At 71.6% G+C, this 18,918-nt stretch carries 17 protein-coding genes; 8 read left to right on the forward strand and 9 right to left on the reverse strand.

Annotation, left to right across the window (positions count from 1 at the left end; genetic code table 11):
• Window positions 1–209: 209 nt before the first annotated feature.
• Complete coding sequence (locus BN6_RS25005) at window positions 210–2,963, forward strand: AfsR/SARP family transcriptional regulator (protein ID WP_041313922.1); 2,754 nt, start codon at window positions 210–212, stop codon at window positions 2,961–2,963.
• 54 nt (window positions 2,964–3,017) lie between these two features.
• On the opposite strand, the gene BN6_RS25010 is transcribed toward BN6_RS25005, so the two are convergent.
• The 4 genes from BN6_RS25010 to BN6_RS25025 all read right to left on the reverse strand — a co-directional run bounded on the left by BN6_RS25010 (window position 3,018) and on the right by BN6_RS25025 (window position 6,587).
• Window positions 3,018–3,398: an MFS transporter gene (locus tag BN6_RS25010; RefSeq protein WP_015102548.1), complete on the reverse strand. Its 381-nt coding sequence runs from the start codon at window positions 3,396–3,398 to the stop codon at window positions 3,018–3,020.
• A 245-nt stretch (window positions 3,399–3,643) separates the two neighbouring features.
• Window positions 3,644–4,570, reverse strand: coding sequence for a YihY/virulence factor BrkB family protein (locus BN6_RS25015; protein ID WP_148303004.1), 927 nt, complete (start codon window positions 4,568–4,570; stop codon window positions 3,644–3,646).
• Window positions 4,571–4,791: 221 nt separating this feature from the next.
• Window positions 4,792–5,919, reverse strand: a complete 1,128-nt coding sequence (gene chrA, locus BN6_RS25020; RefSeq protein WP_015102550.1) for a chromate efflux transporter — start codon at window positions 5,917–5,919, stop codon at window positions 4,792–4,794.
• Window positions 5,916–6,587 (reverse strand): arsenate reductase/protein-tyrosine-phosphatase family protein, encoded by a 672-nt coding sequence (locus tag BN6_RS25025; protein ID WP_015102551.1) that lies wholly within the window; start codon window positions 6,585–6,587, stop codon window positions 5,916–5,918. Before BN6_RS25025 ends, chrA begins: the two co-directional genes overlap by 4 nt.
• Before the next feature lie 334 nt (window positions 6,588–6,921).
• On the opposite strand from BN6_RS25025, the gene BN6_RS42390 reads away from it, so the two are divergent.
• Window positions 6,922–7,800 carry a hypothetical protein gene (locus BN6_RS42390; protein ID WP_015102552.1) on the forward strand — a complete coding sequence of 293 codons (879 nt, stop codon included), beginning with the start codon at window positions 6,922–6,924 and terminating at the stop codon, window positions 7,798–7,800.
• A gap of 13 nt (window positions 7,801–7,813) precedes the next feature.
• Entirely contained in the window at window positions 7,814–8,782 is a 969-nt protein-coding gene (locus BN6_RS25035) for a YVTN family beta-propeller repeat protein (protein ID WP_015102553.1), read from the forward strand.
• A 91-nt stretch (window positions 8,783–8,873) separates the two neighbouring features.
• Here the strand turns inward: BN6_RS25035 and BN6_RS25040 are convergent, their stop codons facing one another.
• From BN6_RS25040 to BN6_RS25050, 3 genes are all read right to left on the reverse strand, one after another.
• Window positions 8,874–9,290 carry an RNHCP domain-containing protein gene (locus BN6_RS25040; RefSeq protein ID WP_015102554.1) on the reverse strand — a complete coding sequence of 139 codons (417 nt, stop codon included), beginning with the start codon at window positions 9,288–9,290 and terminating at the stop codon, window positions 8,874–8,876.
• A 26-nt stretch (window positions 9,291–9,316) separates the two neighbouring features.
• A complete protein-coding gene (locus tag BN6_RS25045) occupies window positions 9,317–9,697 on the reverse strand; it encodes an RNHCP domain-containing protein (RefSeq protein ID WP_041313925.1) in 381 nt (126 codons plus the stop codon).
• A gap of 410 nt (window positions 9,698–10,107) precedes the next feature.
• The gene (locus tag BN6_RS25050) at window positions 10,108–10,992 is read right to left on the reverse strand and encodes an NAD(P)-dependent oxidoreductase (protein WP_015102556.1); all 885 of its coding nucleotides are present in this window, start codon (window positions 10,990–10,992) and stop codon (window positions 10,108–10,110) included.
• A 49-nt stretch (window positions 10,993–11,041) separates the two neighbouring features.
• On the opposite strand from BN6_RS25050, the gene BN6_RS25055 reads away from it, so the two are divergent.
• Window positions 11,042–11,443, forward strand: coding sequence for a MerR family transcriptional regulator (locus BN6_RS25055; RefSeq protein WP_015102557.1), 402 nt, complete (start codon window positions 11,042–11,044; stop codon window positions 11,441–11,443).
• Between the two features lie 252 nt (window positions 11,444–11,695).
• The gene (locus BN6_RS25060; protein ID WP_015102558.1) at window positions 11,696–12,058 is read left to right on the forward strand and encodes a hypothetical protein; all 363 of its coding nucleotides are present in this window, start codon (window positions 11,696–11,698) and stop codon (window positions 12,056–12,058) included.
• 304 nt (window positions 12,059–12,362) lie between these two features.
• Here the strand turns inward: BN6_RS25060 and BN6_RS25065 are convergent, their stop codons facing one another.
• Window positions 12,363–12,611, reverse strand: coding sequence for a hypothetical protein (locus BN6_RS25065; RefSeq protein ID WP_051076034.1), 249 nt, complete (start codon window positions 12,609–12,611; stop codon window positions 12,363–12,365).
• 417 nt (window positions 12,612–13,028) lie between these two features.
• Here BN6_RS25065 and BN6_RS25070 point away from each other — a divergent pair, with 417 nt between their 5' ends.
• From BN6_RS25070 to BN6_RS42395, 3 genes are all read left to right on the forward strand, one after another.
• Window positions 13,029–13,736 (forward strand): hypothetical protein, encoded by a 708-nt coding sequence (locus BN6_RS25070; RefSeq protein ID WP_148303005.1) that lies wholly within the window; start codon window positions 13,029–13,031, stop codon window positions 13,734–13,736.
• A 16-nt stretch (window positions 13,737–13,752) separates the two neighbouring features.
• Window positions 13,753–14,322 (forward strand): hypothetical protein, encoded by a 570-nt coding sequence (locus BN6_RS46890; RefSeq protein ID WP_158509425.1) that lies wholly within the window; start codon window positions 13,753–13,755, stop codon window positions 14,320–14,322.
• A 78-nt stretch (window positions 14,323–14,400) separates the two neighbouring features.
• Complete coding sequence (locus tag BN6_RS42395; RefSeq protein WP_015102563.1) at window positions 14,401–14,658, forward strand: transposase; 258 nt, start codon at window positions 14,401–14,403, stop codon at window positions 14,656–14,658.
• Window positions 14,659–14,786: 128 nt separating this feature from the next.
• Here BN6_RS42395 and BN6_RS25085 read toward each other — a convergent pair whose 3' ends face one another.
• Window positions 14,787–17,990: an AfsR/SARP family transcriptional regulator gene (locus tag BN6_RS25085; RefSeq protein WP_015102564.1), complete on the reverse strand. Its 3,204-nt coding sequence runs from the start codon at window positions 17,988–17,990 to the stop codon at window positions 14,787–14,789.
• Window positions 17,991–18,918: the final 928 nt, after the last annotated feature.

Consider the following 18,918-nt stretch of genomic DNA (forward strand, 5'->3'; position numbering starts at 1 on the left):
GAGACGCCTGCCGCCGGGCGGTCCGAGAACCGCCGGACGACGAGAGTCCACAGTGGACAATTGTGCGGCCGGCACGGCCGCGGCGGGCACCGCCGCGACTCGTCCGAACCGCGTCCGTCTCCCCGTGAGGTGGTGCGATGTCGCTACCGGGGCGAGCTTGCCGGCTGGACCTGGCACGAACCTGGCACGGCGTGGTGGATACTCGCCCGATGGGGGCGGTGCGGTTCCAGTTGCTCGGCGAGGTCCGGACTTCGACGGAGGACGGGTTCGCCCCGATCCGGCACGCTCGGGTGCGGTGCGTGCTCGCGGCGCTGCTGGTGGACGCGAACCGGGTGGTCGACGTCGACGTGCTGGCCGATCGCGTGTGGGGCGAGCGGCTGCCGCAACGGCCCCGGGAAGGGGTCTACAGCTACGTGTCACGGCTGCGGCGGGCGCTCGCGGACGTGCCGGGGGCCGTTCTGGGCAAGCGGTCCGGCGGGTACGTGCTCGACGTCGACCCGCAGGCGGTGGACCTGCACCGGTTCCGGGAGCTGGTGGCGTGCGGCGGTGACGACCGGGACCGCGCGGCATCGCTCGGGTCGGCGTTGGACCTCGTGGTCGGCACCCCGTTGACCGGGGTCGACTCGCCGTGGGCCACGTCGGTGCGCGAGGAGGTCGAGCGGGAGGTGTTCGCGGCGCGCCTGGACGCGCACGAGGTCGCATTGCGGCTGGGCCGGCACGTGCAGGCGGTGACGCCCCTGACCGCGCTGGCCGCCCATCACCCGTTGGACGAGCGGGTCGCCCGGCTGGTGCTGCTCGCGCTGACGGGGAGCGGGCTGCACGCCGAGGCGTTGGCGCACTACGAGGCGCTGCGGCGGCGGCTCGCCGACGAGTTGGGCGTCGACCCGAGCCCCGAGTTGCGGGAGGTCCACCGGCGCGTGCTCACCCACGGCCGCGTGCCTACCGACGACCGTGAACCCGCCGCGCCGCACCCGGTGCCCCGGCAGCTGCCCGCCGCACCGCGCTGGTTCACCGGCCGCCCGGACGAGCTGGCCGCGTTGGACGACCTGCTCAGCCACCCGGGCCCGGCCGTGGTCTCGGGCAGCGGCGGCATCGGCAAGAGCACGCTCGCGCTGCGCTGGGCCCACCGGCACGCCGACCGCTTCCCCGGCGGGCTGCTGTTCGCCAACCTGCGCGGCTTCGACCCCTCGGGCAGCCCGGTGCCGGCCTCGTCCGCGCTGCTCGGCTTCCTCGACGCGCTCGGTGTCGGCAGGGACGCCGCGCCGGCCGACCTCGACGCCCGGACCGCGCTGTTCCGCAGCCTCACCGCCGACCGCCGGGTCCTCGTCGTGCTCGACAACGCCGCCGACACCGCGCAGGTGACGCCGCTGCTGCCCGGCAGCGGGTGCGTCACGCTGGTCACCAGCCGGCACCGGCTGCCCGCGCTGGTCACCGCGCACGGGGCGCTCCCGGTGCGCCTCGACGTGCTGCCCGCCGCCGACGCCCGCGCGCTGCTCGCCGAGCGGATCGGGGCCGCGCGTGTCGCCGCCGAACCCGCCGCTGTCGACGACCTGGTCGGGCACTGCGCGGGCCTGCCGCTCGCGCTGAGCGTCGTGGCCGGCCGAGCCCAGGCGCACCCCACGTTCCCGTTGGCCGCGTTCGCCGCCCAGCTGGGCGACGTGACCACCAGGCTCAGCGAGCTGGACGACGACCCGGCGGCCGGCGTGCGGACCGTGCTGTCGTGGTCCACCGAGGCGCTCGATGACGAGCACGCACGGATGTTCGCCCTGCTCGGCACCACGCCGGGACCCGACTGCACCGCGGTGTCCGCGGCCTGCCTGGCCGACCTGCCGCCGGCGCGGGCCACCGCCGTGCTGCGCGCGCTGGAGCGGATGTCGCTGGTGCAGGAGCACCGAGCCGGCCGCTACCGCATGTACGACCTGGTCCGCCTGCACGCCGCCGAACAGGACATCCCGCAGCAGGACCGGGACGCCGCCGTGCGCAGGGTGGTGGACCTGCACACGCACACCGCCGCGTCGGCCACCGCGGTGGTGTGGCCGTTCCGCCGGGCGAGCCCGCTCGGCCCCGTGCCGCCGGGCCGCCACACCCACGTGCCCGAGGACCTCGACGCCGCGCTGGCCTGGTTCACCGACGAGCGGGCCGTGCTGGCCGCGACCGTCCGGGCGGCATCGGAACTCGGGCTGCACCACCAGGTGTGGCAGCTCGCCCGGCACCTGACGCCCCTCTACGACCGGGCCGGCTTCCTCCAGGACGTGGCCGACGCGTGGCAGTTGGCGGTCCCGGCCTCCCGGGCGCTGGGCCGGGACGACCTGCTGGCCGACGCGCTGCTGGCACTGGGCTACGCCAACGGCCAGCTCGGCCAACTGGACGACGGGCTGGAGCACGTGAACCGGGCGCTGGCGCTGGCACGGCAGACCGGCGACCAGATGGTGGAGGCCATCGCCGAGAACTCCTTGTCGATCCTGGTCGAGTGGACGGGCGACCTCGCCGGCGCGATGCGGCACGCGCAACGCTCGCACGAACTGCTGCGCCGCCAGGGCAACGACGTGTTCGAGGCTCAATCGCTCGGCCAGGTCGGCTGGTTGGCCGCGCGCCTGGGCGACCACGAGACCGCGCTCGACGCGTGCCGCACCGCCGTGGAGGTGTTCCGCGCACAAGGAGACCGGGACAGCCAGGCCATCGCCACCAGCGCCCTCGGGTACGTCGCCCGCGCGACCGGTCGCCTGGACGACGCACGAGCCCTCTACCAGGAGGCGTGCGACCTGCTCCGTGAAGTGGGCAACGTGCGCCGGGAGGCGAAGGCCGTCGAGATGTTCGCCGAACTTCTGGTGGAGATCGGCGACCACGCCGCAGCACGCGCCACATGGGAACGAGCCCACAGCCTGTTCCGCGCCCAACACCGCGTGGCGGACGTGGAACGCGTCGAAGCACACCTGGAAGCGCTCGACATCGACCACCACTGAACCGAACAATCCTCCGGGGGTGCAATCAGTTCCGGCGGAGAATCAGGGAGTCTGTCAGACCGCGGTGACAGTGCCGATGGCGCGGCCGATCTTCGCGGGCTCGGCGAGCGTGCCCGCCACGCTGAACGCGGCCGGACTGGCCGACGCGGCGACCAGCGCCGCCAGCACCCGCAACGCCATCAGCAGCGGGTAGGTGGTGACGAAGGCGGTGGCGAAGTCGATCGCGGCGAACACCACGAGCCCACCGACGATGGGGACCTTCCTCGGCAGCCTGGCGGTGAGCACGGCCATGATCGGGGCGGCGACCGCGTAGGTGATCGAGAAGGCGATGACCAACTGGCCCGCCGCCGCCTCGCTCACCTCCAGATCGGCCGAGATCGCGGGAAGGATGCCCGCGATGATGAAGTCGTCGGGGCCCGTGTGGTGTCCCCTCAACCCCTTCTATCCGTACCCACCACCGCAAGTGACCGGCCACGGTAGAAGCTTGACGTCAGGCGCGCACAGCATTGCGTCCATTGTGGACACCCGGTGACAGGATGCCTCCACCGGCAAGGGCGTCAGCCGCGAACATCGGGCGTTCCTGCGGGACGGCGCAGTGCGTCGAGCGTCACGTGATCACGTGCGCCACGGCGAAAATTGCTCAGTAGCACCGGATGAGGTCCGATCAGTCCATGGTCCGGTCAGTCCATGGCCCGGGTGTCGCGCGGCGGGGCCACGGGGTCCTCTCCCGACTCGCCCTTGCGCATGCGCCGGCCGCGTTCCAGTTCGGCGTCCAGTTCCGCGCCGAGCAAAAGTGCGAGGTTGGAGATCCACAGCCACACCAGGAACACGATGACGCCGGCCAACGAGCCGTAGGTCTTGTTGTACGAGCCCGCATGTCCCACGTAGAAGGCGAACCCGAACGAGGCCGCGATCCACACCAGCACCGCGAGCAGGCCGCCGGGCGTGATCCACCACCACCGGGGTTGGCGGACGTTGGGGGAAGCCCAGTACAGCAGGCCGATGGCCAGGCTGGCCAACAACAGCAGGACCGGCCACTTGGCGACGTCCCACACCGCCACCACCGTGTCCCGCAGGCCCAGGATGCCGCCCAGCCAGTCCGCCACGCCGCCGGTGGCGGTCACGCCGAGGGCGGTGAGGGCGAGCAGCACGACGACGCCCACGGTGAGCCCGAGGCGCAGCGGGACGACCTTCCAGAACGGCCGGCCCTCCTCGACGTCGTAGATCGAGTTGGCGGCACGCATGAACGCCCCCAGGTAGCCCGACGCCGACCACAACGCCGTGACCAGCCCGACGATCGCGAGCGGACCGGCGATGGCCTTGGAGGACTGGAGGTCCTCGATCGCGCCGACGACCAGGTCCCGGGCCTCTCCCGGGCCGAGCACGCCGAGGCTGTCGATCAGCGCCTTGGTGGCGTCCGGGCCGAGCAACCCGAGCAGCGAGGTCAGCAACAGGATCCCGGGGAACAGCGACAGCACCGCGTAGTAGGTCAGCGCGGCGGCCCAGTCGGTGAGGTTGTCGTCACCGAACTCCTTCACGGTGCGCTTGAGCACGCCCCACCAAGAACGCCTCGGCAGGGACGTCGGCGCGTCGAGGTCATCGGTCATAGGTGCAACGTTCCGCACGAAGCAGTCGCCTAAACAGGTTGTGCGGTCCTGCGTGGGTGCCCGAACTCCGCGCAGGGTCGCTGATCTGCGGCGATCGGGCTCCAAGAAGTCGAAGGGCACGATCATGGGATGCGGCATCGCGACCGCCGCACCGGTGTTCCAGCCGGTGGGGCGCAACGCCGAAGGTGCCCGCCTCGGCCTCGTGGCCCGCGGTGTCGTGGTCAGCCGGCGAGGGTGATCAGTGCTCCGATCACGCCGGCGCCGACGAGGGCGGTGACCACGCCGCGGCGCAGGGCGAGCAGCCACAGCGCGGCGGCGGCCAGCAGGCCGTACTGCCAGGGGGTGTGCAGGGCGGCGGTGAGCGGGAGGGTGGTGCCGGCGATCGCGCCGATGGCGGCGGCCCCGGCCCCGGTGAGGAAGGCTTGAGCTTTCGCGTTGTCCCGCAGGCGTTCCAGGCGCGGTCCACCCAGGATGATCATCGCGAACGACGGCGCGAAGGCGACGAACGCGGCCAGCAGGCCGCCCCCCAGCCCGGCAGCGGCGTAGCCGACCACGGCGACGGTCTGCACGACCGGGCCCGGCGTGATCTGGCCCAGTGCCACGGCGTCGAGGAACTGGGCGTCGGTCATCCAGCCGTACGTGGTCACGGCGTCGTGCTGCATCATCGGGATGATCACGAAACCACCGCCGTAGGACAGCGCGCCGACCTTGGCCGCGACCCACGCCACGGCCGGCAGGCCGCCGACCGCCGCCGGCAGCGCGAGCACCGGCAACACCGCCTGCGCACGACCCGACGGCACCCGCACCGCGACCTCGACCAGACCGGCCACGACCAGCACGACCACCAGCCACGGCCCGGTGACCGCCGCGGCCACGGCACCGACCAGGACGTAGCCGCACCAACGGATCCGCGCGGATCTCCCGGCCCCCACCCGTTTCCAACTGCCGGGGATCAGGCCCCACGCCGCGTGCGCCGCCACGGCGGGGACGGCCGCGCCCGCGCCGGCCGCCGCGCCGAGCACCCACAGCGGCGGGTGCGCGGACAGGAAGAGCGCGGCCAGGGCCAGGATCAGCACCAGTCCGGGGACGATGAAGCAGAAGCCGCCCACGAGCGCGCCGCCGGCGCCCCGCAGCCGCCACGCGCACAGGATCGCCAATTGGGTGGACGCCGGGCCGGGCAGCAGGTTGGTGACCGCGATGCCGTCCTCGAACTCCTTCTCGCTCAACCACTTCCGCCGGTGCACGCACAGGTCGCGCAACAAGGCGATGTGCGCGGGCGGGCCGCCGAACCCGATGCACCCCAGGCGGCCCCACTCGCGGGCGATCGTGGCCAGGCCGACCCGGTTCACGACGCCTCCGTGATGGCGGCCAACCGGTCCACGCGGTCGGTGAGCACGGACAGCACGTCCTCGAAGATCTCGTCGGTGTCCACCGGCCCCGGGTCGGGCACCGACCAGTGCACCCAGCGGCCCGACTCCCCCGCCTCCTCGTAGGCCTTGTCGCACACCGCGACCACGAGGTCCGCCGGTTCGATCACGTCGCCGACGTGGGCGGTGCCGGCCCGTTCGAGGGTCAGGCCGTGCCGGTGGGCGGCGGTGACCGCGCGCGGGTTGAGGCGCGGGCCGGGGTGGGTGCCCGCGGAGGTGGCCGGGATGCGGCTGCGCGCGCTCCACGCGGCGGCGGCCAACGGGGAGCGCGCGGCGTTGCGGGTGCAGACGAACACCACCCTGGGCGCGGTGACCGACGGGGTGGGCCGCAGGCCGTCGAGGGCGGCGGGGAGCAGCCGCACGTAGGCGCGGCGGCCGTCCGCGTAGGACTGCGAACGCGCCACCAGACCCACCTCCAGGAGCACCTTCAGGTGGTGGGCCAGCAGGTTGGACGTGAGGTCGAACCGCCGCGCCAGCTCGCCGGGCGACCGGTCGCCGACCACCAGCAGGTCGACGATGCCCAGCCGGACCGGGTCGGACAACGCGTGGTGCACGGCCGCTCGACCACGAAGAGTGATGTCGTTTTCCATTGAGGCAATCCTCGCTGAGGTGCTTACATGAGTCAACGACCCAGCGACACCCGGGAGGCCCCGAGCCACACGCACCTCCGGAACCCCACCACACCCGCAGCCCCCGCGCGGACCGCCGGGACACCCCCGCCGGACGGCGTGCGAATACGCCCGCAGCACGCGAGCGCAATTCCAGAACACCGACCCGATATCACTGCGGCCATTTTTTCCTTAGCATGGCAGCGCATCCGCTCCGAATGACCCGCGAAGTTACTGCGTTATGCCCATTCTGCCACCGGGGTCGCTGTGTACGTTCGATCACATCGAACATTCCACCCCTCGGAATGGGGGAACCGTGACAAACCAGATCACCCGGCCGGACGACGGCGGAACGCTCCGGCAGAAATGGTCCCAGGCACCGGTCACCACGAAGTTGTACTGGCTGCTGCGGATCGGCGTCGCGATCGAGTACCTCGGCCACGGCTGGGCCGGCCTGAGCCGGTCGCGGGCGTGGCTGCCCTACTACGACCTGTTCGGCATCTCCCCCGAGGCCGCGGTCGACTACCTGATGTACCTCACCGGCGCGGTCGACATCACCGTCGGGTTGCTCGTGCTGTTCTTCCCGCTGCGGATCGTGCTGCTGCACGCCACCGTCTGGGGCGTGTTCACCGCCCTGCTGCGCCCCGCCGTCGGCGAGGGCTGGTGGGAGTTCCTGGAGCGCGGCGGCAACTACGGGATGCCCCTGGCGCTGCTGGTCCTGGTGGGCGGTGGCGGGTGGTCGCTGCGCCGCTGGTTCACCCGCGCCGACGCCCCGACCGCCGTCTCCGACCGCGCCCACGTCGCGTCCCACTGGGCCGCCCGGGGCGGGCTCGCCCTGCTGCTGATCGGCCACGGCGGATTCGCGGCCTTTGAGAACAAGGCCTACTTCTACAAGTACTTCGCCTTCTTCGGCCTTGACCGGGGCACCGTCGACGCGGCCAACCTGATGACCATTCTGGGCTGGTTCGAAATCCTGCTCGGGGTCGCCGTGCTGATCCGCGCGACCGCACCGCTGCTGTGGTTCGTGCTCGCCTGGAAACTGCTCACCGAACTGCTCCGACCGCTCACCGGGCAGGAGATATTCCAATTCGTCGAACGCGACGGGGACTACGTCCTGCCGATCGCGCTCGTCCTCGGCGCGGGCGTCTACGCCCTGGCCCGCGACCGCCTGCGCCAGTCCCGGCCCACCACGTAGAGGGGATCCTCCGTTGCGTCGCCTGCTCCTCCTCACCACCTCCCTGCTACTCCTCGCGACACCGGCCACCGCCGACACCGGTGTCGCGAAGGGGCAACCGGTCGTGATCGGCACCATCCCCACCGGGCCCAACACCCGCATGGTCGCCTTCACCCCGGACCACGAACTCGCCTACGTCGCCAACGGCGGCTCCGACAACGTCTCGGTCGTCGACCCCCGCCGCCGCACCGAGGTCACCAGGATCCCCGCCGGCAAGTTCCCCTACGGCGTCGTGTTCGACCGCCCCGGCCGGTTCGTCTACGTCTCCAACCGCGACTCGAACGAAGTCAGCGTGATCGACACGACCACGCGCGCCGTCGTCAAGACCATTCCCGTCGGCACCGCACCTCGCCTGGGAGCCCTCAAACCGGACGGCAGCGAGGTCTGGTTCAGCAGCACCGCCTCCAACGCCGTGAGCGTGATCGACACCCGCACCCAGACCGTCACCCACACCATCCCGGTCGGCAAAGCACCACGCGGCATCGCCTTCGCCCGTGGCGGCCGACAGGCCTACGTGGCCAACTCCGACGCCGACACCATCTCCGTCGTGGACACCGCCACCCACGCCGCGATCGCCACCATCCCGGTCGGCGACGAACCACGTGGCGTCCTGATCACCCCCGACGGCCGCACCGCCTACGTGAGCAACGCACTCGGCGGCACGATCTCCGTCATCGACGTACGCACCCGCACCGTCACCGCGACCATCACCGTCGGCCGCACCCCACGGGGCATCACCCTCGCCGCCGGCGGCCGGATCGCCTACGTCGTCAACTCCGGTTCCAACTCGGTGAGCACCTTCGACACCCGCACCAACGAAGTCCTCGGCGAAGTGCCCGTCGGCACCGACCCGCACTGGGCCGCACCCGGCCCCGGCAACCGCTACATCCTGGTCGCCAACTCGGGCTCGTCCACCATCTCCATCGTCACCCTGCGCTGCTGACCCACCGGACGTCCGCCTCGGCGCTCCCGCCGCGCGTCGGCTGCCGGGGCTCCGACGACGACCAGGGCCGGTCGTCGTCGGAGCCCCGGGATCACAGCGCGAGCAGCGCCCGGACCGGGACGCCGCTGCCGCACAGCGGCCGGACCGCCATCCTCAGCAGTGCCAGCGGGTTGTCGTCGCCGGCGACGCGGTTGGCGCTGAGTTCCCCGCATCGCAGGCAGTGGTGGACGAGCAGCCACTCACCGTCCGACCGGGTCGACAGGCTCAACGCCTCCATCCGCCCACCGCAGCCTGCCGCGCGGTCGCCGGGTACCCGGCCGTCCACGTGCAGGCTGCTCAGGCACTGCGGGCAGTGGTTGCGGTGCGCCGTGCCGGGTGCGGCGAGCGGCACGTCCAGCCGGCAGCCCGCGCAGCGGAACACGCCGCCGGGCTGTCGGCCACCACCGGGTACGGCGTCCTTGCGCCGCTGGGTGCGACGGTCCGTCCGCCGCGAGTTGTTCCGTGCCATGGGTTCTCCCCCGTTCCCGACGACCCTCACAGGTCGCTGAAGATCTCCAGCGGGAACGGTGGTTGGGCCAGGGGTCGGACGGCCAGCCGCATCAGGATGAGCTGGTTGTCGTCGCCGTGGACCCGGTTCGCGGTCAGCTCGTCGCAGCGCGTGCAGCGGTGGATGACCTTCCAGTCACCGTTGCGCAGCACCGCGATCGAGATGGGTGACATCCGCGCCTGGCACTCGGACGGCCCGCCCTCGACGTGGTCGTGGACGTGCCGGGAGTTGAGGCAGCTCGGGCAGTGGTTGCGCCGCACGCCGTCAGGCGCCGACGCGAGGACGGTCAGCCCGCACCACACGCAGGCGAAGGTCTCCATGCTCGAACCGGAACGGGATGGTGTGGTCTTCTTGTCGGTGTTGGACACCCGGAACTCTCCTGGCCAGATCTCGTACTCGGGTACGGGCGAAGGCTGGAGGGGCCGAGCAGACCTCACGCGGGCAGGTCGGAATGACGGGCAGCCCGAAGCCGCACCGGAGAACGCCGGGAGGGCCGACGCGCGAGAGCGGTCAGCGAAAGGACCCGGCCGAGGTGCGGTGGCGAGGCACACTCGGCCCATGCTGGGGCATAGATCAACTGCTTTCCAGGGCACGACACCCCTGAGCGCCGACGGTCGGACGCGACGGACGTTACCGCCGACTTCCCGCGTCCACCAACGTGTTTTCACCGCCACGCCCGGCCACGGCGGCCGAACACCGTGGCGACCGAGCCCCGCGCGATCAGGCGGCCCTCCCGCCGGGCCTGATGCCAGACGCCCGGTTCCGGTGTCGGAATCGGTCAGTCGTCGCGGGGTGTGCCGAACTCCTCGATCAGCACGGGATACTGCTCTGCGCCGTGTCCGGCGGCGATCGCGCGGTCGGCCATCGCCTTGATCAGCTTCGGCAGGTCGGCGTTGACACCCACCGCCTCGCTCTCCTCGATGAGGTGTGCCATCGCCCGGACGTCGGTCTCCAGGGCCGACACCTCGGCCGGGAAGGAACCACTGTCGATCTGCTCCGCGTACCCGGGCAGCCATTCGGTCACCACGGCAGCGATCTGTCGGGCGAACGGCGTGTACGTCGCGGCGTCGACACCGGCTGTCCTGAGCAGAGCGGTCCCCTGGAGCCAGCCGTTCAGGACGCTCCACATCATGGCCAGGCCGGCCACGTCGTACAGGGACGCCAGCCCGTGGTCCGCACCGAGGTAGGTGACGGTGCCGAGCGCGTCGAGCGTCGACTTGTGCGCCTCGAAGTCCGACTGCGGCCCGCTGTGCAGGATCACCGCCTCGGCGGTCCCGATCGCCGACGGGATGGCCATGATGGCGCCGTCCAGGTAACGGGCACCGCGCTGCTCGGCCCACTGGGCGGCTGCGCGGGCCTGGGCCGAGTCGCCCGAGGTCAGGTTGACCAACGTCGTGCCGGCCGGCTTGACGTCGCTCGCGTCGAACAGCTCGTGCACGGCCTGGTAGTCGGTGACGCAGATGATCGTGAGGGAAGCCGCCTGGAGCGCGTCGCCGACCGTGGGCGCCAGCCGCGCGCCCGCGGCCACCAGCTGGTCGGCCTTGGTGGCCGTGCGGTTCCACACGGTGGTGGGATGCCCGGCTTCCAACAACGCGCCGGCGAGTGCCTGACCCATCAGCCCGAGTCCGATGACCGCCACGGGTGTGGTTGTTTCGTCGTTCATGGCAGCATCGTCGACGTTGATACCGGTGTGAAGGTCAAGCGAGGTTTCGATGCGGATCGGGGAACTGAGTCGTCGGACGGGCGTCAACGCCCACCAGTTGCGCTACTACGAGGCCCAGGGCCTGCTGGAGGCGGACCGCGGCGCGAACGGCTACCGGGAGTACGGCGAGAACGCCATGCTGCGGGTGAAGCAGATCCGGCGCCTGCTCGGTGCCGGTCTGTCCTCCGAGGACATCGCGTACCTGTTGCCCTGTGCGGTCGGAGAGCTGCCGGAACTGCTCGGCTGTCCCGACCTGCTGACCGCGATGCGGTCACGGCTGAAGCGCCTGGACGAGCAGATGGACAGGCTCGCCCGATCCCGCGACGCTCTCGCCGACTACATCGATGCGGCCGAGCGGACGGGCAGCGCGAGCCACCCGCCCTGTGACGGTGCCGAACCCGTCCCCGCTTGAGCTGCCGGGGTCCGGACCGCGCCGGCGGGAACGCCGTCCCGAACGGCGGGCGCTGCTCTCCGTCGCGGACAGCGGCAACGACGCCGAGGAGGACGTCGCCGGCGGCGGTCTCCGCACTGGCTTCCTCAGGAGGCACCATCGCGGCCACGGAGATGGACAAGGCCGCGGACACGACGACGGCGAAGGTGCCCCACCGGTGCGCCGTGGGTCGCCGATGCGCAACGCGTGGTGCCCGTCCGGAAGGGCGCACCCGTGACGGGCGTGGACGTCAGGCTCGGCCCGCGCGGGCACCGGGCGGTGGCCCACCGGCTGGCCACCGGGAACAAGATCGCGGTGACCGACCCGGACGGCACCGAGCGGGCGGTGCCACTGGCGGCGGACACCCAGGTCAGAGCCGTCGCGGTGGCGGCTGGCCTGATGGCGGCGGTCCTGCGGCCGCCGGGAGCGAAGGACTACACCGAGATCCGGGCGTGGGAGCTGGCCACCCTCACCGAACGCACCCGCATCGAGACGCGCCCAGGCGTGGGACACCGGATCGTTCACCCGGCAGGAGGGCCGGCAAGACCATGGCGACCGCCGCCTCGGGCAGCACGGAGGTGCACCTGTGGGACGTGACGACCGGCGAGAAATGGCCACCGTCCAAGGCCACCGGCCCGACCCACTCCCCAACCCGCTACGCCTCGCCTTCACCACCGAAGGACTCGTGAGCGCCGGTTACGAGGTGCTGATGATCCCAACCGACACCGGCTGCCCGTGAGTCGGTAGCCCCACCACGGGTAGGACGTCTCGGGTTCAGCTGTCGATGGCGGTTTCACCGCGCAATGAGCCCAGGGGCCGGCACTCGCGGCCTTGGCTCGGTGGCCGACCTATGCCACGGTCGTCGGTCGAGCTTCCCCGGACGCCATTGCCGAGCCGGTGGTCAAGTGTCGCGTCGTCGCATTGATCGGTACAGCAACCACAGTGCCAGCGCGACCGGTGTCAGGACCACCCCGAAGAGAATGCCGGCGAACATCTGATAGCCGTGCGGATCGGAGGACACTCCGACGGCGCTGAGCACCGCATTGCCGACGAGCAGCACGATCACCGCGGTGGTGCAGGCGAATGCGCCGAGCACGAGGCACCGGAGCGCGGTCCGCAGGGCGCTCGCGCGGGCAGGGCGGTCCGGCATGTCCAAGTTCGGCTCCACGGGTTGGTGTGCCGCCGTCATCCCTGGGTGTGGGGGCGGTCGGGAACGCTGCTAATTCTGGCGTTGGACGTCCGACGCGTCCAGCCGGCGGCGATGGCCGAACAGCTTCCGGCAGGTCGGGGATCACAGCCTCATCGGGGTGAGCCTGTGACGACTTCCCGTCGCACACAGACAACCGCTCCGGGCCGGGTGCACGACCCGGTGCCGCCACCGGGCAGCGTGATGGGGCCGAGCTTGGTCGAGGGGGGCTCCGGCCTGCGAATGGACCCTCGCTGGACCGGTGGGCGGGATGCTCCGGCGCGGCACAACACCGCAGAGCCCGGCCGGGCTCGCCACGTGAGGGGGACAACGATGGGAAGTCGATCTGCCGCAACGAGAACCCGTTCCGCACTGGTGTCGATGGGTTTGGCCGTCGTCTTCGTGCTCGGTTCCACGAGCGCGCCGGCGTACGCCGACACCGAGATCGAAGGCGCGATCTACAGCCCTGCGGAACTGCAGGTCGGCATCTCGCTGACCGCGTCGGCGCTGGACGCGCTGTCCGTCGACGCGTCGAAGATCGACACGTACATGATGGGCCAGGTGCCGGCGGAGAACCAGCCGCCGACCGAGACCGCGCCCGACCCGGGCCCCTACCCGGACCCGGACTTCTTGGACGAGCCGGTGCCGGTGCCCGGTGCGGCGGCGGACGGGCCGACGGTCGCCGCCTACCCGATCTACGAGATCCTCGACCGCTGGAGCGACAAGTACGGCGCGACCAACATCATCCGTCGCGGCTACTACGACAGTGCGACCGACAAGGGCTTCGGCAACGACAAGTTCTACTGGAAGCACAACTTGACCCGCGCGGCCGTCAGGACGACCACGAAGTACCCGCGCACGCGGTACCACGTGAGCGGGCAGAAGTACCAGTATGAGACCGACGTCTACCACGTGAGGTGCACGGGGTGGGGGCCGTGGCGCAAGTGCAAGATCGTGGACAAGAAGGTGGTGCTGGTGAGTCACGACTTCCGCCTGCTCCCCGACCGCAGCTCGTTCGGCGTGGTGACCGCGTACTGCAAGGGCGTCGTATGGTGCCCGTACTGGGTCAAGGGGGCGCTGAACATCTGAGATGACGAGCCGGCTGGTGCACCGCGGAGACGCGCGCGGCCTCTTCTTGACCGAGGTCGCCGCCGTGGCCCGCGCCAACGCCACCCGCGGTCTCGTGCCGGCTCGCCTCCGTTTCGGTGACGGCGACCACCCGGTGGTCGCCGTCACCGCGGCGTTGCCAGGCACTCCACCGCACACCGCGCACCTGCCGGTCACCACCGACCGCACGGCGCTGACCGCCGTGCTCGCCGCCGTCCTCGGCCCCTTGGCCCCACCGTCCGACCCGGTCGGCGACCCTGCCGCTCACCCGTCGCCGCCGCTCGCGGTGCACGCCGAACTGCTCGGCGACCTGGGCGGCTGGGCCGTCGCGCTCACCACCTACGGCCCGCGCGCCTTCGTGTACACCGAGATCGCCACCGACGGTGCCACCTACGCCCACGTCGACGTCCGCGACGCAACAGGAACGTGCTACCGCACCGTCGAATCGCTCACGGCGACGCACCCACCGGTCGCCACGCCACACTCCATAGTGGACTGGATAGTGGCCGGCAAGGGCCACCGGACCCCGTCCGGACTCGTCGTCTTCGACCGACAGCCCTTCCGATGACCGCGCGCATCCGAACGCACACACCGCACCGGCCCACCTGAGCGCGCACTCCGTGTTCTGCGGGCGGTTCCACCCCGGTTGCCCCATGTTACGGCTTACAAGCGCTTCGCCGCCGGGGAGAAGGTCCCGGGCCGCAAGCCGCACATCGTCGTGGACACCGTGGGCCTGCTGGTGGCCGTGTTGGCGACGCCGGCGTCGACGCAGGACCGGGTCGCCGCCCGCAGTCTGCTGCGCCGCATGCGTGAGACCGGCGGCGAACGGGTGTCGTTGGTGTGGGCCGACGGCGGCTACACCGGCCCTCTGCTCGACTGGGCACGAACGACCTTCGCCTGGTGATGGAGATCGTTCGACGTCCCGACCTGCCGTACTCCACCGTGCTGCCCCGAAGGTGGCTGGTGGAGCGGACTCTGGCCTGGATCGCCGGCCGCCGACTCGCCCGACCCCCACAGCTCCGAAACGGACGCTCAGATCCGTGCCGACAGCCGGGTGTCGTGCGGGATGCCGGTCAGCGGCGACAACAGGTGTCGGGCTGCCTCGGTGTGCCGATCCGCCGTGGTCGGGTCATCCTCGTGACGGGCGGCCTCCGCCATGAGCAGCAGGGCTCGCGCCTCGCCCAGGCGGTGGCCCGTCCGGACGTGGATGGAGTGCGCTCGTGCCGCGTGGTCGGCGCCGACCCGGTGGTCACCCAGGCGCAGGTGGGTCGCGCCGAGCACGGCGTGCGCCTGTGCCTCGTGGTGCCGGTGGCCGGTCTCGCGGGCGAGGCTGAGCGCGTCGGTGGCGTCGCGGACGGCGGGCACGAGGTCGTCCCGGTGGTGGTGCACCGTCGCGAGCCCGAGCAGCGCGTCGAGTCGTCCCTGCAGGTATCGGGAGTTGTCGGCGGAGGTGAGGGCCTGGCTGTGCCACGCCGCCGCGTCGTCGTACCGGGACCGGAGGCAGTGCACCGCCGCGAGGGTGTTCTCGATGTCGGTCGCGACGACGTGGTGCCCCTTGCCCGCGTCGGCGGCCTCGTCGAGCAGGTCGAGCGCGCCTTGGTGGTCGCCGCGCAAGGCGGCCAGCCGGGCGCGCAGTTCCAGGCACCAGGCCGCTTCGTGGTGTGCCGGGTTCCGCCGGAGGTTCGCGGCGACGAGTCCGACCAGGTCGTCCACCTTCGCCAGGTCGCCCAGGTGCAGGTAGGTCTCGGCCAGGCACAGCAGCGCCTCGGCACGGCCGCGCTCGCGACCTGGCGCGTTCTGCACGGCGAGCGCCCTGGTGAGGTGGCCGATGGCGTCGGCCGGGTGGCCGAGCTTGAGCGCGGTGGCTCCCAGGTTGACCAGGACGGTGTCGGCGTTCAGGTCGCCGGTGGTGTCGGCGGCGGCGATCTCGTCGGCCCGGCTCAGCAGGTCGAACGCCCTGGGCAGCGGGCCGGCGTAGTAGTGCAGCAGGCCGAGGTTGGACAGCGCGGTGATCTCGCCCCGCGACCACCGGGCCGCGGTCGCCCCGGCCAGGGCCGACTCGAAGTGCTCGACCGCTGCCCTGTGCTCGCCCTGGACCAGGGCGAGCAGTCCGGCGCTGTTGTGCATCGCGGACATCGCGTGCGGGTGGCCGTCGGCTTCTGCGGCGGGCAGGGCGCAGTCGATCACGGTGGACCACTGCGCGGTGTTCCCGCGCAGGAAGTACCCCTTCAGCGCGTCGGCCAGGTGCCAGGCGAGGCCGCGGTGACCGCGGACCGCCGCCAGCCGCGCGATCGCCGTGATGTCGAGCGCTTCCGCCGTGAGCCAGTCCAGCGCGGCCGTGGCACTCTCGAAGTGCACGGGCTCGTGACCGACCCAGTCGGCGCTGCCCGGCAGGCGCGGCCTCCCGGCGTCGAGACTGTCCGCAGCGCTGTCGACCGCGATCGCGTACCACGTGAACAGGCGTCGCAGCGCGTCGTCCGCGTCGGCGACCGCCCGGTCGGCGGCGTAGAGGCGGTGCAGGTCGTGCAGCGCGTAGCGGCCGTGAGCGGGCTGTTCCACCAGGTTCGCCGCCACCAGTGCCCGCAGCCCCTGCTCGGCCTCGGTGTGGCCGATGTCGGCGAGTGCGGCGACGGCGGGCGCGGTCACGTCCGGTCCGGGCACCATCCCGATCAGGCGGAACAGCCGCTGCGCCAGCGGTTCCTGCAACGCGTAGGACAGGTCGACGGCAGCGGCGACCGCTGCGGTCGGATCGCCCTGCACCTCCAAGGCGGCGAGCCGGTCACCGGCTGCCAGCGCGGTGACGTAGTCGCTGATGGAACGCGCGGGCTGGGCGGCCAGGTGCGCGGCGGCGATGCGGAGCGCGAGCGGCAGACCTCCGCACAACGCCACCAGGTCGCCCACTGCCTCGGGTGCCCCGGCCACGCGCGCCGCACCGGCGATCCGGGAGAGCACCTCCCGGGCGTCCTCGGGACCGAGCACGTCCAAGCGCAGTTGGCGCGCGCCTTCGTGGGCCACCAGGCCGTCGAGCCGGTTCCGGCTGGTGATCAGGACCGTGCAGGCCGGTGTGCCGGGCAGCAGCGGGCGGACCTGGCCCACGTCCACGGCGTCGTCGAGCACGATCAACAAGCGCCGCCCGGCCAAGGCAGAGCGGTAGACCGACGCCGCGGCGTCCAGGCTGGCGGGTCTTCTGGTGGGGTCGACGTCGAGCGCTTGCAGCAGCTGCTCCAGCGCCTGCCGCGCGGTCAGCGGCACGTCCGCGCCGTGCCCCCGGAGGTTCACGAACAGCTGCCCGTCGGGAAAGCCGGAACGGTTGCGGTGCGCCCAGTGCAGCGCCGACGCGGTCTTGCCCACGCCCGGAGCACCGGTGAGGACGTGCACCACGCCACCGGTCGGTGCGTCGATGGCGCGCAGCACCTCGACACGCCCGACGAAGTCGCGCGGCGCGGCGGGCAACTGCGCGATGGCGGCGGGTGGTCGCGGGGCCGAGGCGTCGACGTCGTGGTTCAGCACGTCGGAGTGCAGTCGGCGCAGCTCGGTGCCCGGCAGCACGCCCAGCTCGCGGTCCAGCGCCGCCCTGGCGTCCTCGTAGACGACCAGGGCTTCCGTCGAACGGCCTTGCTGGTGCAACGCGGTCATCAGGATGCACCGCAGCCGCTCCCGCAACGGGTGTTCGGCGACGAGCCCGCGCAGCGCGGCGATCGCGTCGTCGTGCCGCCCGACCGCGACGAGGGCTTGCGCCAGGCGTTCCTGGGCGGTGAGCCGCTGCTCGGCGAGCCGCGCGCGGACCGCGTCCACGTCGGTGCCCGACAACTCCTCGAACGGCTCGCCCCGCCACAGCGACAGCGCCTCCGCCAACACCTCGACCGCCTGACAGTGCCTGCCGGCCGTCAACTCGCGGTAGCCACGGGCGGCCGAGTCCTCGAACAGGTAGACGTCCACCTCGTCGCGCGCCACCTGCAAGCGGTAGCCGTCCGGGTCACGGGCGATCCGCCGGGACGTATCACCGCCCGGCCCCATCAGGCGACGCAGGTTCCACACGTAGGTCTTGATGTTCCCGGCTGCCGACGACGGCGGGCCGTCCTCCCAGAGGGCGTCCACGAGCTGCTCGACGCGCACGGACTCGTTGGCGTGCAGCAGGAGCCGGGACAGCAGAACCCGCTGCTTCCGCGCCGCCGGCACCACCGGACTCCCGTCGGCACCCTCGAACTCCAGGCTGCCCAGCACACGTAACAGCATCGACACTTCCCCCTCGGGTCGGCGGCGCGAACCGCCCCTCCCTCGACTTCGCGAACCGGGCGACGGTGCTTCCGCCCAATCCAGCCTCGCGCGCAGCGCCACAACGCACAACTGTGGAAAGCGCCGATCGGACGTTCGGACGTGTGGTGGCGTTCGCACAGCCACCGGGCGTCCGTCTCCGGGCGTTGGCGGTGCCGCACGCGAAGACCTCGGTGAGCCGGCCGCTCGCGGCGTCGGCGGACGTTCCTCGGCGGATCCGAGTCTCTTCGACCGCCGCTCAAAATCACGATGGCTGCGCCGTTCATGGGATCCCCTTCACCAGCTCTCAGCCGAGACGGGCAGCGGCGCTTCCCACCATGGCGCTGTTTCCCTGTAGAGGTCCGGAAGGCGTTCACGCTCGGGTGCCAGTTCTCCGCCGTGCGCAGTGGAGCAGTCCCGGCCACACCCTGCCGCGAGGCGGAAGGAGTGCCCGGTGCAGGTAGCGGGCGCTTCAGGTTCGGCCTCCACGAGGTAGTGGCGGTACGCCCAATCGGGGGCCGGACGTGAGGGATCGTGCGAAATCACAGCCGAACAGCCGAACAGCTTCGTCCTCAATGGACGGATCAACGTGATGCAGCCTGTCAAGGGGAATTGTTTCCGGGACGATGACAAGAGTCTCGGACGTCGTTAGCGTCGTCGTCATGTCATGTCACGCGTTCGACCACCGGGCGCTCCCCGACCGTGGACGCGGTACCGGTATTCGCAGGTCAACCGTTCTTTGGACGGTTCGACCGCCGACTTAACCCCACGTCGGACGAAGCCACCACGAACGCGTGGATACCGCCCATTAGACAGGTATAGCTGTGGAATGCGACACAATGGGTCAATGTGAATGAGTGACGGTTTGTGCGGACGGCTCGGCGAAGAGCGTCACACGGCGGTGACGACG

The sequence above is a fragment of the Saccharothrix espanaensis DSM 44229 genome, assembly GCF_000328705.1.
Lineage (GTDB): Bacteria > Actinomycetota > Actinomycetes > Mycobacteriales > Pseudonocardiaceae > Actinosynnema > Actinosynnema espanaense.